At 67.5% G+C, this 13,383-nt stretch carries 18 protein-coding genes and 2 tRNA genes; 4 read left to right on the top strand and 16 right to left on the bottom strand.

Annotated features, from left to right (window positions below; genetic code table 11):
- Positions 1 to 38 precede the first annotated feature (38 nt).
- Positions 39 to 1,373 (top strand): MFS transporter, encoded by a 1,335-nt coding sequence (locus QGG57_02085; protein MDP7006967.1) that lies wholly within the window; start codon positions 39 to 41, stop codon positions 1,371 to 1,373.
- Here the strand turns inward: QGG57_02085 and QGG57_02080 are convergent.
- The gene (locus QGG57_02080; GenBank protein MDP7006966.1) at positions 1,356 to 1,997 is read right to left on the bottom strand and encodes an HAD-IB family phosphatase; all 642 of its coding nucleotides are present in this window, start codon (positions 1,995 to 1,997) and stop codon (positions 1,356 to 1,358) included. The two genes, QGG57_02085 and QGG57_02080, sit on opposite strands and share 18 nt — an antisense overlap.
- 2 nt (positions 1,998 to 1,999) lie before the next feature.
- Complete coding sequence (locus tag QGG57_02075; GenBank protein ID MDP7006965.1) at positions 2,000 to 2,296, bottom strand: hypothetical protein; 297 nt, start codon at positions 2,294 to 2,296, stop codon at positions 2,000 to 2,002.
- Between the two features lie 245 nt (positions 2,297 to 2,541).
- On the opposite strand from QGG57_02075, the gene QGG57_02070 reads away from it, so the two are divergent.
- Positions 2,542 to 3,162, top strand: coding sequence for a hypothetical protein (locus QGG57_02070; protein ID MDP7006964.1), 621 nt, complete (start codon positions 2,542 to 2,544; stop codon positions 3,160 to 3,162).
- A 23-nt stretch (positions 3,163 to 3,185) separates the two neighbouring features.
- Positions 3,186 to 3,261: transfer RNA gene (locus QGG57_02065), tRNA-Arg, on the top strand.
- Between the two features lie 14 nt (positions 3,262 to 3,275).
- Here QGG57_02065 and QGG57_02060 read toward each other — a convergent pair.
- Entirely contained in the window at positions 3,276 to 4,061 is a 786-nt protein-coding gene (locus tag QGG57_02060; GenBank protein MDP7006963.1) for an enoyl-CoA hydratase-related protein, read from the bottom strand.
- A 114-nt stretch (positions 4,062 to 4,175) separates the two neighbouring features.
- The gene (locus QGG57_02055; GenBank protein MDP7006962.1) at positions 4,176 to 5,426 is read right to left on the bottom strand and encodes a M14 family zinc carboxypeptidase; all 1,251 of its coding nucleotides are present in this window, start codon (positions 5,424 to 5,426) and stop codon (positions 4,176 to 4,178) included.
- A 94-nt stretch (positions 5,427 to 5,520) separates the two neighbouring features.
- Between QGG57_02055 and QGG57_02050 the strand changes: the two genes are divergently transcribed.
- A complete protein-coding gene (locus QGG57_02050) occupies positions 5,521 to 6,255 on the top strand; it encodes an SDR family oxidoreductase (protein MDP7006961.1) in 735 nt (244 codons plus the stop codon).
- A gap of 28 nt (positions 6,256 to 6,283) precedes the next feature.
- Here the strand turns inward: QGG57_02050 and QGG57_02045 are convergent.
- The 12 genes from QGG57_02045 to psmA form a co-directional block, all read right to left on the bottom strand.
- Positions 6,284 to 6,402 (bottom strand) — tRNA-Tyr (locus QGG57_02045).
- Between the two features lie 25 nt (positions 6,403 to 6,427).
- Entirely contained in the window at positions 6,428 to 7,681 is a 1,254-nt protein-coding gene (locus QGG57_02040; protein MDP7006960.1) for a PrsW family intramembrane metalloprotease, read from the bottom strand.
- Positions 7,682 to 7,702: 21 nt separating this feature from the next.
- The gene (locus QGG57_02035; GenBank protein MDP7006959.1) at positions 7,703 to 8,674 is read right to left on the bottom strand and encodes a DHH family phosphoesterase; all 972 of its coding nucleotides are present in this window, start codon (positions 8,672 to 8,674) and stop codon (positions 7,703 to 7,705) included.
- Complete coding sequence (locus QGG57_02030) at positions 8,652 to 9,035, bottom strand: prefoldin subunit beta (protein ID MDP7006958.1); 384 nt, start codon at positions 9,033 to 9,035, stop codon at positions 8,652 to 8,654. The genes QGG57_02035 and QGG57_02030 overlap by 23 nt, the downstream gene beginning before the upstream one ends.
- Positions 9,025 to 9,255, bottom strand: coding sequence for a KEOPS complex subunit Pcc1 (locus tag QGG57_02025; GenBank protein ID MDP7006957.1), 231 nt, complete (start codon positions 9,253 to 9,255; stop codon positions 9,025 to 9,027). The genes QGG57_02030 and QGG57_02025 overlap by 11 nt, the downstream gene beginning before the upstream one ends.
- Positions 9,255 to 9,395 (bottom strand): DNA-directed RNA polymerase subunit P, encoded by a 141-nt coding sequence (locus QGG57_02020; protein MDP7006956.1) that lies wholly within the window; start codon positions 9,393 to 9,395, stop codon positions 9,255 to 9,257. The genes QGG57_02025 and QGG57_02020 overlap by 1 nt, the downstream gene beginning before the upstream one ends.
- The gene (locus tag QGG57_02015) at positions 9,395 to 9,625 is read right to left on the bottom strand and encodes a 50S ribosomal protein L37ae (protein MDP7006955.1); all 231 of its coding nucleotides are present in this window, start codon (positions 9,623 to 9,625) and stop codon (positions 9,395 to 9,397) included. The genes QGG57_02020 and QGG57_02015 overlap by 1 nt, the downstream gene beginning before the upstream one ends.
- On the bottom strand, positions 9,622 to 10,410 hold the full coding sequence (rrp42, locus tag QGG57_02010; protein MDP7006954.1) for an exosome complex protein Rrp42: 789 nt from the start codon (positions 10,408 to 10,410) through the stop codon (positions 9,622 to 9,624). Before rrp42 ends, QGG57_02015 begins: the two co-directional genes overlap by 4 nt.
- Complete coding sequence (gene rrp41, locus QGG57_02005) at positions 10,407 to 11,135, bottom strand: exosome complex exonuclease Rrp41 (GenBank protein ID MDP7006953.1); 729 nt, start codon at positions 11,133 to 11,135, stop codon at positions 10,407 to 10,409. Before rrp41 ends, rrp42 begins: the two co-directional genes overlap by 4 nt.
- 4 nt (positions 11,136 to 11,139) lie before the next feature.
- Positions 11,140 to 11,811: a KH domain-containing protein gene (locus QGG57_02000; protein ID MDP7006952.1), complete on the bottom strand. Its 672-nt coding sequence runs from the start codon at positions 11,809 to 11,811 to the stop codon at positions 11,140 to 11,142.
- Positions 11,812 to 11,911: 100 nt separating this feature from the next.
- The gene (locus QGG57_01995) at positions 11,912 to 12,604 is read right to left on the bottom strand and encodes a ribosome assembly factor SBDS (protein MDP7006951.1); all 693 of its coding nucleotides are present in this window, start codon (positions 12,602 to 12,604) and stop codon (positions 11,912 to 11,914) included.
- The gene (gene psmA, locus QGG57_01990) at positions 12,604 to 13,317 is read right to left on the bottom strand and encodes an archaeal proteasome endopeptidase complex subunit alpha (protein ID MDP7006950.1); all 714 of its coding nucleotides are present in this window, start codon (positions 13,315 to 13,317) and stop codon (positions 12,604 to 12,606) included. The genes QGG57_01995 and psmA overlap by 1 nt, the downstream gene beginning before the upstream one ends.
- Between the last annotated feature and the right edge of the window lie 66 nt (positions 13,318 to 13,383).

Genomic DNA, 13,383 nt, shown 5'->3' with positions numbered 1-13,383 from the left:
CGCAGCATCCTGATATCACCCCCTCGCCTGCGGGGCCGGTGAAGCCGCTCCACATCCTGATGCTGACGATGTTCATCGACCTTGCGGGGTTCGCGATGTTCATCCCGTTGCTGAATTACATCGTGGCCGAACTGGGCGGTACAATCCTCACCGTCGGCCTGCTGATTACCGCCTTCTCGCTGGCGCAGTTCGTCTGCCTTCCGGCGTGGGGGCGGCTGAGCGACCGTATCGGCCGCCGGCCGGTCATCATGCTCGGCCTCGGTGGTGCGGCGGTCGCCTACGCGGTGTTCGGGCTGGCCGACCCGGCGCTGGGATTGAGCGACGACAACCGCCTCCTGCTGGGGGTGCTGTTCCTGTCGCGCATCATGCTGGGGGTGATGAGCGCCAACTACGCCGCCGCGTACGCCTACGTGGCGGACGTGACGCCGCCCGAGGAGCGCGCGCAGGGGATGGGGATGCTCGGCGTCGCCTTCGGGCTGGGTTTTGTCTGCGGGCCGGCGCTGGGCGGGCTGCTGGGGCAGTGGGGCTTCTGGCTGCCGGCGTTTTTCGGGTCGGGGCTGGCGCTGCTGAACCTCTTCTGCGCCTGGCGCTGGCTGCCCGAGTCGCTCCCGTCAGACCACATGGTGCGGCCGCGCGTCTCGCCGGGGGAAGCGCTGCGCGAGACGCTCGCCTACCTGCGCCAGCCGCGGCTGGGACTGCTGCTGGTTATCTTCACGCTCTACCTGCTGGCGTTCTCAATCATCTTCGGCACCTTCGTCGAGTTCTCGAAGGAGCGCATCGGGCTGCCGGTGCGGCTATCCGGGGTATTGTTCGCCTACATGGGCGGCGTCAGCATCGTGACGCAGGGCGGCCTCGTCGGCCCCGCGGTGCGCCGCTGCGGCGAAGCATGGACCTCGCGCGCGGGGGCGTTGTTGATGCTGCTCGGTATGGGCTATATTCCCTACACGACGACGCTCGAAGGCGTTGCGCTGGCAACGACGATTTTCTCGCTCGGCAGTGGCTTCATCCAGCCGACGCTCAACGCGCTGATTTCGCGCGCGGTGGGGCCGCAGGAGCAGGGGACAGTGCTGGGACTGAGCCAGTCGCTGGGCGCACTGTCGCGTGCCATCGGGCCGCTGCTCGGCACCAGCCTCTGGACGCTGCTCGGCTACGCGGCGCCGTTCCGCCTCGCGTCGCTCACTTTCACGCTGGTGCTGGTGCTGATGCTGCAGGTGGGACAGTCGCGCCGCGCCGTGGTGCAGCAGAGCGCGCTGCTCTTCGCCGGCTTCAGCCTCGCGCTCTGGGCCATCTCGCCCTCACCAGGACTGGACCGGCTGGCGCTGGTCGCGGCCGCGGCGGCGTTGCTGGGCGCGCTACTAACGCGGAAGCAATAATTCCAGCAAACCGTCGAGTGACTCGTCGGGCAGGTGGTGCGTCGCCGCCGCGATGACCTGCTCGTCGTCGGTGTTGACTGCGACGCTGGTCCCCGCGAGTGCGAACAGGTCCAGGTCAACCACCGTGTCGCCGACCGCCGCTACCTCGTCGCGCGCGGCGTGATGGCGCGCCATCACGCCGCGCATCACCGGCGCCTTGGCGTGGCCGCTGACGCGAATATCGCCCTGCAGCCCCGCGGGCGAGTCAAACAGCGGGTTGGCGTGCGCTTCCGCCATGCCCCACTCCGCCGCCAGCTTTTGGGCGAGATAATCGATGCCGCCCGAGATAATCGCAGTCGCGATTCCCGTCGTGTGCAGGCCGGCGACCGCCTCGGCAGCGCCCGGCAGCAGTTCGGCGCGGTCGAGCGCGGCGTTGACCGTCGCCGCATCAACCGGGCCGCCGTTGGCGGCGGCCCAGAGCGCAAGGTCGGTGGCGACGAACTCGGTGTCGCTCACCTCGTGCCGCAGGTAGCGCGCGAGCATCTCGGAATTGTCGGTGCCGAAATGGTCGTGCAGCAGCCCCCACGACGACTTGGGGCGCAGCAGCGTTCCGTCCATGTCGAAGACGACGAGCTTCAGCGCCATGGCTACCCGAAGCTGGAGCTGAAGCGGTCGCCCTGCCCCGACTCGCGCTCGAACATCTGCTTCATCTGCTCGCGCGAGACCGAGTGCGCCTTCTCGGCCATCTCGAACGACTCCTTGGCGCCTTTCTCGTCCATCTCGATGCGGAAGCTCAGGCCGGAGAAGACCAGCGCCTCCTTGCCTTCGCCGGGGAAAACCGCCAGCACCCCCACCTCGGGGTTCGACTGGAACTTCACTTTCTCGAAGACCTGCGTCTCGCCGTCGCCCGGCAGGAACACGGTAATCCTCTTCGCCCTGAACACGGAGCGCGGCAGCCTCCATGCTAAATTAGGGTTTGCGCCTCGCCCCTCATGCGAGCCGGCCTCTGCGCCGAGTGTGGCGCGCCCGCCCTCACCGCTTGCCGCGGCTGTTCAGCGATGCTTTGCCGTGATTGCCGCAGCGCCCACAGCTGTAGCGCGAAGCTGGGCTGAACCGCGAATCCCCGTCAGGCGACCCGCCGCCCCTGATGGATAGCCGCATCTTTTAGCGCTGCGCGCTTGCGCGGGCGATGGAGCGGCTCAAGCTGGGCGACTGCGCGCTCGCCATCTTCCCGACCGTCAAGGGGCTCGCGAGCGAGCTGCCGGAGCTGGAGGCGGCGTGGGCCTCTGCGAAGCCAGAGGCGCTGGCGCTGGCCGTCAGCCCCGGCGAAGTGGCGGGGCTGCGCGAGTGGGACGGCGAGCCGTTCGACATCTCGGGCTGGGAGGAATTATATGGCTTGGCGCTGCGCCAGGTGGCGGGCGCCGCCGGCGTGCGCCTTCCGCCGCCCGCCCTCCGCCGCGCACTATCGCTGGCCGATGACGCCGGCGTCCCCGTGGAGCCACTCGACCTGCCCGAGGAGGAGTTCACAGCGCTGTTCACGGAATCGGTCTCGACCTGGCAGTGGTTCCGCTGCGACCGGCTCGAGAAGCGGCTCCGCAAACGCGGCTTCGAAGCCGGGACGCCGCAGGAACTCGCGCTCGAAATGGACCGCCACCTGTGCGGCCTCAGCGGCTACGCCGCCGTCGAGCGCGGCCGCGAGACGGAGATGGCGCAACGACTGCGCGAGGCGTGCGCGGAGCGGCAGCGCGTGCTGGCGGTCATTGAGCTGCCGCGCGTCGCGGGGGTCGTGGCGCGCCTCCCCCAAGCCTAAAGCACCCCCCATAATCCGCGCCCGGGCCCGTGAGGTAGTCCGGAATCCTGCTGGGCTTCGGACCCAGATACGGGGGTTCAAATCCCCCCGGGCCCGCCAGCGACTATAGAAGTTTAATTTTCTGCGCGGCCGAACTCCGGCTCGCGCTTCTCGAGGAAGGCGGTGATGCCCTCGACCGCGTCGCCTTCGTTGCCTGAATCGCGGTTGCGCTCGCTCTCCAGCTCGAGCTGCTCCTCGGCGGTGAGGTTGTCGGCCGCCGCCAGCAGCCGCTTGGTTTCGCCCATCGCCTGCGTCGGCCCGGCGGCGAGCCGCTGCGCCTCCGCCATCGCGAACTCCGCCAGCTCCCCGTCGGGGACTAGGTGGTGCACCAGCCCCCACTCGCGCATCTCGGCGCTGGTGAGGGTGCGCCCGCCGAAGAAGAGCGCCTGCGTGCGGCTGAGGCCGATGAGACGCGGCAGCAGGTAGGTCGCGCCGCCCGCCGGGACGAAGCCGCGCTTGAGGTGCGCCGAGAGCAACTGCGCCGACTCGGCGGCGATGCGCACATCGCCCGCCAGCGCTATGCCGATAGCGCCGCCGGCGACGATGCCGTTGATGGCGGTGACGACCGGCTTTCGCATCGTCAGCATCGCGCTGACAGTGTCGTGCAGCTGGTCGGTCAGCTGGTAGAACAGCTCGCCCGCGCGCGGCAGGTGCTCGCCCATCTCGTCGACGTCACCGCCGCTCGAGAAGGCGCGGCCGCTGCCGGTCAGCAGCAGGCAGCGCACCGACGCGTCGGCCGCCGCGGCTTCGACCGCGTTGCAGATATCAATCGCCATTTCCAGTGTCAGCGCGTTCAGCTTCGCGGGCCGGTTGAGCGTGATGACTCGCACCGTCCCTTCGTCGCGTGTCTCGATAGGCATGCAGCGGCCGCAGGGCAGGGGGTCAAAAAGGCTGACGGCGCGCTGCGCTAACGTCGCCGCCGCCAGCGCAGTCAGCAACCGCTGGCCGAGCAGGGCGAGGCCAGAGAGGTTGCGCTATCGCCGCCGCCCCGCGGCGGCGAGCCCGACCGCCGCCAGCGCGGTCAGCAGCGAGACCGCCGGCGCCGGCTGGTTCGGGATATCTGGAAGCGGCGTGCCGACTTCGAGCAGCACCACCCCGTCGGCGTCCACGTCGCGCTCCGCGCTGCGCAGGATGCGCTCGTAGCGCAGCTGCGAGTCGTGCCAGTCGACCGTGGCGGTCTCGCCCGGCTCCAGTCGCGCAAGGATAATGCCGCCGGCCGAGAGATTGTAGGCGGCGCCCCAGCCGTCGTTGCGCACCGTGATTTCACCGGGGCCGGTGGCGACGACCACCGGGCGGCCGCCCAGTTTCAGCAGATTTTCCCACGCCATGTCGTACATCAGCAGCTCGTTCGCCAGCTCCTGCCGCAGCGTCGAATCCTCGATGGGCGACCACTGCAGGGTGGTAACTTCGACAATCAGGCTGATGGCGCCGCGGGCGCCGTAGCCCCACGCAATCGATTCGCCGGCGCCCGACGGGTCGCGGTAGGAGAGCCCCGAGACGTTGGCCGACTCGTTCAGGAAGCGTTCGTAGAGCGCCCAGTCGGCAATTGGCACCGCGAAATCGCCGGTAATCTTCCACGGCAGCACGATGTCGTTGGAGCCGGTGTGGCCCGAGAAGTAGGCGTAGACGTTCAGGCTGCGCATCAGCGCCATGTTGTCCTGCGTCTCACCCTCGCTCCCGGCGCTGGGACCACGGTAGGTGCCCGACGCGGGGCAGGAGCCGCGGGTGTCGCTGGTGCCGTAGGCGCCCCACATCCAGGGGTAGTTGCGGTTCAGGTCGACGCCGTTCCAGTTGTTGCGGCAGTCCTGCAGGTGGCCGTCGGTATTCATGATAGGCGTCACCACCAGCCGCTTGCCCGCCAGGTAGGCGGGGTCGGCCGTCGACCGCTCGAGCACGTCCTGCAGGAACAGGAACGCCGCTTCGGAGGACATGCCTTCATTGCCGTGGTGCGCGCCGTCGATGTAGAAGGTCGGCAGCGCCGCCAGCTCCGCCTCGGGGAGCGTGGTAATGTTCAGCGCGACGTCGACCGAAAAGATGGCGAGCCCGAGCGGCCCGGCGCTGCTGCCGTGCTCGCTGTAGACTGCCAGTTCAGGGTACTGCGCCGCCAGCGCCTCGGTGTCGTCGCGCAGCTCGTAGTAGCTGTGCAGCCGCTCGAGCGCCTCGGCCTGCGGCGCGAGCGCCAGCAGCGCCAGCCCGAGCAGCGTTGCCAACAGCAGGAATCGCACACTCCGCCAGCCTGCGCCGGGGATTAACCTTGTCCCGCACGGCGGTGCGGCGAGTTCGCCGCGCCGCCTTTATGACAGGGCGCGCTGGCGCAGCATGGGCGGAACGCTCGACGGCAAGGTCGCGCTCGTGACCGGCGGCGGCACCGGCATCGGCCGCGCCATCGCCGAGCGGTTCGCCGCGGAAGGCGCGCGCGTCGCCATCTGCGGCCGGCGCGACGCGCCACTGCGCGAAACCGTGGCCGCCTGCGGGGCGCAGTGGATGGTCGCCGACGTCTCTGACCGCGACAGCGTCGCGACGCTGGCGAAATGGCTCGAAGCGGAGTTCGAGCGGGTCGATATAGTCGTCAACAACGCTGGGCTGTTCCTGCCGGGCTCTGCCACGACGACCAGCGAAGCGGACTGGGACACGGTTGTCGACACCAACCTGAAGGGGCCGTGGCTCGTATCGCGGGCGCTGCTGCCGCTGGTGCCGGACGGCGGCTGCATCCTGAACATCGGCTCGACGCTCGGCCTGCGCGGCATCCCCGACGCGGCCGCCTACTGCGCCGCTAAGGGCGGGCTCGTGAACCTGACGCGCGCGATGGCGCTTGAGCTGGCGCCGCGCGTGCGTGTCAACTGCATCTGCCCCGCGGTGGTCGAGACGCCGATGGCGACCGACCGCATTGACGCCGGGACCGAAGACCGCGCCGAAATGGAGGGCGTGCAGCCGATGGGGTGCATGGGCCAGCCGGCAGAAATCGCCGCGATGGCGCTGCACCTTTGCGGCCCGGAAGCGGGCTGGACCACCGGGTCGATTGTCGCGGTCGATGGCGGCGTGACGGCCGAATAGTTCTCGACGACCGCTATAAAAGTAGAACTGGTCCCGCCTCCCGGATTTGAACCGGGGACCTGCCGGTATCTGCGGCCTCCCGTTCTCACGGGACTTCAGGTTTAACCCCTACAGCCGGCCGCTCTAGCCAGTCTGAGCTAAGGCGGGCTGGGCTGCATTTACCGGCACTATATCAGGGTTCAGGCTGCGGCGGCTGCGGCTCGTCATACGCCAGCCCGCGGCGGAGCAGCTCGCGCACCAGCAGCAGGCAGGCGACCAGTACCAGCCCCAGCGCGACCCACGAGTTGGTCGCCATCTGCGGGTCGTCGGGGAAGATGAACGGCAGCGTCGCGGCGCCGTTCCAGGCGCCGTGGATGATGACACCGCCGAGATAGGCGGCCGGCACGACCCGGTTCGCCGGCCAGTCGCCGTTGCGCGACAGCGCCAGCGCGAAGCCGACCAGCGCCGGGCCGACCGCGTGCAGCACGGTCGAGCCGACGCCGCGCGCGAAGGCGTTGATGGTCCAGGCGTCGGCGCCGTACCATATCAGCACCAGCAGGTCGTACAGCATGTTCTCCATCATCGCGAACCCCATCCCGCACGCGGCGCCGTAGAGCACCCCCTCGTACGGCGTCCGCAGCCGGCTCATCACGAACAGCAGGCCGAGCGGCTTTAGCGCCTCCTCGACCAGCGGCGCGACTACCGTCACCAGCAGGATTTCGGCCCGGCCGAGCGCGCCGCCCTCGAGCATCAGCATCGGGTCGGCGCCCAGCAGCCGCCCGCCGGCATCGTTCAGCAGGCTCGCCGGCAGCGTCGCGAACATGCCCCACGAGAGCGCAATCAGCACCATCCGCTGCGGCTCGGGCCCGCTGTGCGTGCGGCGGTAGATATAGCTCACCCAGAGTAGCGCCGGGAAGGAGAAGGCGGCGACGAACGCCAGCGGAAAGAGCAACAGGAATTCGCCCTTTTCGGCCAGCACCGCGACCCCCAGCGCAATCGCCATCAGGAAGCCGAGCAGCAGCCATTTCGCCGCCGGCAGCTCGAGTGGCTGGCTCGGGACGGGCTGAATCCAGGGCGGCTCCGCCAGCTCCTCGGGCGGCGCCATCTCGGGCAGTGGCAGGTCGTCCTCGGGGAGTTCGCGATGGTAGTAGCGCTCGCCCTGCCCCGGCAGGAAGTAGCCGCGGAAGGGCGGCAGCCCGCCGCCCTTCCGCGACGGGATGAAGAGCAGCGGCCGCGGCATCTTCTGTAGCAGCGCCCCGACGATGAGCGCGCCCGAGCAGAGCATGATGAGCATGAAGTAGGGCAGCAGCGGCACCGCGGGCAGCAGCAGCGGCGTGCCGTCCTGCTCCAGCGGGACGAAATAGAGATACGCCAGCTGCCCCCCCATCAGCAGCAGCAGGTTGCCCAGCACGAGACCGTAGATGCGGAATAGTCCTCGCGGCAGCACCCTGCGCCAGCTGCCCCCCGGTTAAGCGCCTTCGGCTAGCGATTTCAGCTGCGCGATGCACTCTCGCCGCGCCATCGCCAGCAGCGCGTCGGGGTCGCCCCGCGCCTGGAAGCCGGCCGCCCCCGGATGGCCACCAGCCGAGCCGGACTGCTCGTCGGCCAGCGCCTCGAGCAGCTGCGCCAGGTTCAGCCCCGCCTCGATGGCCGCGCTCGACGCACGGCTCGAAATTCGCACCTGCCCTTTCCTGTTGCCCGAAGCGGCGAGCGCGACGTCGGCGCCCAGCGCCACCATCAGCCGCGCCGTCCCCGACTCGAACGAGCCGGTGCGGGTCGTCGCCAGCAGCCACTTGCCCTCTTGCGAAAACTTGAGCCGTTGCGCCGCCTTCAGGAACGTCGTGCGCTGCTGCTGCGGCCGCACGCGGTCGAGCAGCACCATCGCCTGACGGGGCTCCCCGCCGGCGGCGGTGAGCGCCTGCGCCGCCGCGAAGCTGTCGTGCGTCGCGTGGCGGAAGTGGCCGGTATCGGCGTAGACGCCGGCGAGTAACGGCAACGCCATCTGCGGCGTCAGCTCGATGCCCAGCTCCGGAATCAGGCGCGTCACGATTTCGGCGGTGCTCTTCGCCTCCGGCTCGTGTATTAGCAACGTTCCCGCAGGCCATTCGCCCGCGGTCTGGTGATGGTCAATCACCACTACGCTGCGGCAGGTGGGCAGCGGCGCGCAGTGCTCCGGGCTGGATGTATCGATGACGACCACGGTGCCGTCCCAGCTCGCGGGCGGTCCGGGCTCGATTTCGACCTCGAGCCGCTCTGCCATCACCTTGCCGGCGGCGCTCAGCCCGTCGGTGGCGGAGATGCGCGCGCCGGGGAACGCTTCCGCGAGCGCGATGGCGCAGCCGACCGAGTCGGCGTCACCGTGGTGGTGGACCAGCAGCAGCAGCTCGCGCGCGAGCGCCGCCTCCAGCGCGGCAGGGTCAGGAGCCGGCACCGGGACCACCCGGACCCTGCAGCCGCTGTAGCACCGGCGTCAGCCGTGTCTGCATCTCCTGCAACTGGGTATTCAGCTTATCGATTTGCGTTTTGAGCGTTTTCGTCCGCAGCTCGAGCGTCTCCTGCTCTTCCTTCAGGTCGCTCTTCAGCTTCTTCAGGTCGTCGACGCGCACCATGATGGCGCCGCTGGCGCGGTAGAGCGGCGTATCGGCCGCGACCTCATCCAGCTCCTCGAGCGTGCGCACCGCCTCGCGCACCGCCATCTCGACCTGCGACTGCTGCTGTGCCAGCGCCTGCGCCTGCTGCCGCAGCTGCTCGAACTGCTCCAGCTGCTGCCGCACGTCGTCGGGAATCGGGTCAGTCGCCATTTTCAGCCACCTGCTGCGCGCAGGCGGCCCAGCCTAAAAAGGAATTGAGCGCGGCGCGCAGGCTGACAAGGTCTTCGGCCTCGAGCTCGAGCCGCAGTCGCTCGCCGGCGCTGCTCATCTCCAGCTTGACTTTGGGGACGCCCGCCTCGACTTCGGGAGCGAGCGCAGCCGCGACCGCCGCCGTGCGGGGGCCGGTGCGCAGGTCGAGCGACGCGCGCATCAGTCAGATATGACTGTCTTCTTGGTCGAAGGGCGCTTCTTGTAGAAAATCTTGTTGCCGCACTTGCGACAGGTCAGCCCGAGCGTCTCAAGGTCCATCTCGAGCGAAGTGCCGCAGACCGAGCATTTGTAGTTGACCATTACTTCTCCACCGGAGTCGGGTAGTAGGCGCCGCTGGCGAACTCGAGTCCGCAGCTGCGGCAGCGATAGATGCCAGTCGAGACGCGCCGCACGCGCGGTTTGGTGCACTCGGGGCAGTCGTGCCATTTGCGTTGCTTTGCCTCGACCGAGCCGATGCGTCGCCTGACGGAGACGCCGTAGCGCGGGCCGAAGCGGCCGGTGCTGCCAACCTTACGGGTTCCCTGACTCATTTCGTGGCCTCTTTCAGCGCCTTGCGTAAAACCTTATCGGCGGTACGCGCGGTCTTGACTGAAGCCTTGATTTCATCGGGGGTGAAGGCGCCGCTGTAGCCCTTCTGCATCGCCCGCAGGTTGCCGTTCTCATCGTGCGCCACGGTCAGCCGTGCGCTCATCACCGTCTCCTCGTCGTGGTTCGGGTCGAGCACGATGGCTTCCCCGAGCTTGGCGAAGGTGCAGGAGATGGGCCAGCAACTGATGGGCAGGTCGACGTCCTTGTCGGCGATGCCGTGCTGGACGTTGGGGATTTTCGCGTTCGAAAGCGCTGACGCGGCGGCAAGCGTGCAGCAGTCGAACAGGTTGCCGCCGTGGTCCAGGATGTGCATGTCGATGAAGACAATCCACACCTTTGCACCATGCTCGATGCAGAGACCCTCGAAGTCAATCATCTGCGACTCGCGGATGCCACGGTCGACGACGCGTGCCAGCTCGATAGCGGGCTCACGCGGCGGCCCGGGCTCGAACTGCTCCGAAGCGAGGCACGCCAGCTCGGCGGTGGTGGTCATGCTGCCGCGTCCCGGGGAATCGGGGTAGGGCGTGCCGACCAGCAGCTTGACGCCGCACATCACCGTGGTATCGCCCAGGCTGACGCGCGAAGACCCCTCGGCGGTGCCGATGAGTCCGGTCTCGATGCTGACGCCGCGGAACTCGTTGGTCTCGCGTCCGTCGGTGCGCTTGCCGTCTGCGGCGAGCTTCTCGATGTGCCCGCGCATCAGGTTGGCTACGGTAGCAGAGCTCATGCGTTGCCTCCGTAGCGGTTGGCAAGTGCAGCCCGCTGGATTTCGTAAAGGTCCATACAGCCGTTATACGCCATGTCGAGCGCCTGCTCGAACTCCTCGGGAGTCAGGTGGCCGTCCAGCTGGAGCAGCACCACTTCGCCCGTCGAAGGCACGATGGCGAGCGGAAGGTCCGCCTGCCCGTAGTTATCTTCTTCCTTGTTCAGGTCGAGCACGACGGTGTCGCTCACCTTGCCCGCCGCGCAGGACGGGATGATGTCGCGCATCGGGATGCCGGCGTCAGCCAGCGCGACCGATGCCGCCGTCAGCGCCGCGCAGCGGGTGCCGGCGTGCGCCTCGACGACCTGCATGTCCACCCGGATGGCGGCACGCGGGAACTGCTCGACCATCACGACGCGCTCCAGCGCCTGCGAAACGATGTAGGAAATCTCGCTCGAGCGGCGGTCGTAGCCGGGCCGCTTGCGGTCGTTGACGCTGAAAGGCGCCATGGTGTAGCGCGCCTGAACGATGGCGCGGTCCTGCTGCTGCTTGTGGCGCGGGTGGCACTCGATGGGGCCGAAAACCCCGGCGTACACCTTGTTGTTGCCCCACTCCAGGTAGCATGACCCGTCGGCGCGGTTCAGCACGCCGGCCTCGATGCGTACGTCGCGCAACTCGTCTGGCTTACGACCGTCGAGCCGCTTGCCTTTCTTGTTGATAAATTCGATATCGCTGTCTCCGCCTGCCATGTTTTCACTCCAGTAGTTTTTCGATTTTCTCCGTCAGCCCGCTGCTAGTTGCCTCGCGGGAAATAGTCTCGACTGCCTGCTGGGCGCGGGCAATCTGGTCGGGTTCGCCATCTATCCAGATTAAGCCGTTCTGGCCGGCCTGGATGCGGCATCCCGTCTTTTCGCGAATTAGTGTAATCATCGATCCCTGCTTGCCAATCACGCGGTTCACGCACGTGGGCGCAACATGGACGATGGTACCGGCATAGAGTTTGCGGCAGTCGTTCTTCTTCAGGGTGACCTGGTGGCTGCCGCTGCCGTCGACCATGTATACCTCGGCCAGCGCCGCGTCACCGATGCCGATGAAGCTGGCGGTATCGCCGAAGTCCACCTTCCAGTCAGTCTCGCTGTGGTGCAGCATCGAGTTCTGGAACGCGCCGATGTCCATGCGCCAGAGCGAAGGGCCGGTCTCGACACAGACCGCGACGACCTTGTCGCCGACGCGCGGGCTGTAGCGCCCCGCTATCGGCTGGACGTTGGTGTAGCCGGAACTCTCGCTCGAAAAGCCGAGCACGGCGGTGTGCGCCTCTCCGTCGCGGCGGAAGGTTCCGGAACCGGCCTTCTGGTCGGCTTCCAGCTTGTCGCCCGGCAGCAGGACAGACCTGCCGCTGGCTTGTTTAGATGAAGATTTTGTCATAAGAAATCACTCCTTTCTTTGCCTTGCGTGTGTCGGCGCGGACTTCGTGCGGTATTTGAAGCTTGGCCTGTTGCGCCGTCCCCGTCGCCCGCGCCTCGCGCTAAAGCTGCTTCGTCTCGGCGGTGCCGTGCGTCAGCGAGCCGAGCCGGTCGAGCAGGTCGGCGTGCGCGCCAGCCGCCAGTTCAAGCACCGCAATCCAGCTGCCGTCCGACTGGTATTCCTCCTGCGTGATGCTGGCGAGCGCCTTCATCTCGCCGTAGCAGCGGCCGACGTGCTGCGCCGGAATCCGCACGGCGACACGCATCTTCTCGAACGAAATCGGCAGCAGCGGCCGCAGTGCCTTCACCGCGCGCTCGACCTGCCGCTCGAGCGCTTCGAGCGGGTCGACCGCGAACTTTGCTTCGGCCAAGGCATTTTCGATGCGCTGCGGCGGGTGTGGCGCGCCGGTCTGCGGATTCATCGCTGCCGAGGCGATGTGCGCCACTAGCTGCCTGTGCCGCCGCTCGACCATTTCCTTGCGCTGCGCCGCGGTGAGCTGGATGTCGCCTCGCTCGAGGATGGCAGTGCAGACCGCCTCAAGCTCGAGCGTGCCGAACACTTCCTGCACCGCTTCGTCGCCAGCGTGTTCGCCCTTGGCCGAGTCGCTCCAGACGCCTTCGGTCGCGAGCGCGTCGTCCCAGTCAATTTCGCCATTTTCGCGGAACGCCTGCGCCGCTTCGGGGTCAATCAGGATTTCGAACTTGTGGCCGCCGGATTCGAGGCGCGCAATTACCGCCTCGTCCAGCGATACCATTACTTGGTTTTGGAGACTGCCTTCTTCACGTCAGCCTTGGAAAGGGTGTGGAATTCCTGCTTGGCGGAGACCACCGCAATCTCGATGATTTCGGGCTTCAGCTTATGTTCGTTGGCTGCTGCCAGCGCCTTCAGGCCGAGGGCGATTGCCTGCGCCTGCGTCATCCCTTCCTTGTAGTTATCCTCGAAGACTTCCATGACTTCGTTGCGCCCGGCACCGATGCCGCCCGCCTTGTACGCCATCATCGCGCCCGAGGGGTCGGTTTCGTAGAGGTGCGGTCCCGTCTCATCGACGCCCGCCATCAGCAGCGCAGTCCCGAAAGGCCGCACGCCGCCGTACTGGGTGTAGCTCTGCTTGAAGTCACAGAGCTTCTTGACCAGCGCCTCGACTGGGATTTTCTCCTCGTAGTTGAAGGCGTTAACCTGACACTCGACCCGCGCGCGGTCGACCAGCGCCCGCGCGTCGGCGACCAGCCCCGAAGTGGCGCAGCCGACATGGTTGTCAATCTTGAACATTTTCTCAATCGAGTCGGGCTCGATGAGCTTCGAGCTGAGCCGTTTGTCGACAATCAGTACTACTCCATCCTTGAACTTGATACCAACGGTCGTGGTACCGCGCTTGACCGCTTCGCGGGCGTATTCGACCTGGAAGAGCCGCCCGTCGGGCGAGAATACGGTGATGGCGCGGTCATACGCCATGTGGCCTGCCTGCATTGAAATCGGCGCGCCACCGCCGCTGGAGTGCTAAATAGGTATGGTCGCGCACAATCCTTTAACGCC

The sequence above is a fragment of the Candidatus Poseidoniia archaeon genome (assembly GCA_030748895.1).
Taxonomy (GTDB): domain Archaea; phylum Thermoplasmatota; class Poseidoniia; order MGIII; family CG-Epi1; genus UBA8886.
Note: the sequence above shows the minus strand (reverse complement) of the source record. Positions and strands in the feature narration are given on the sequence as shown.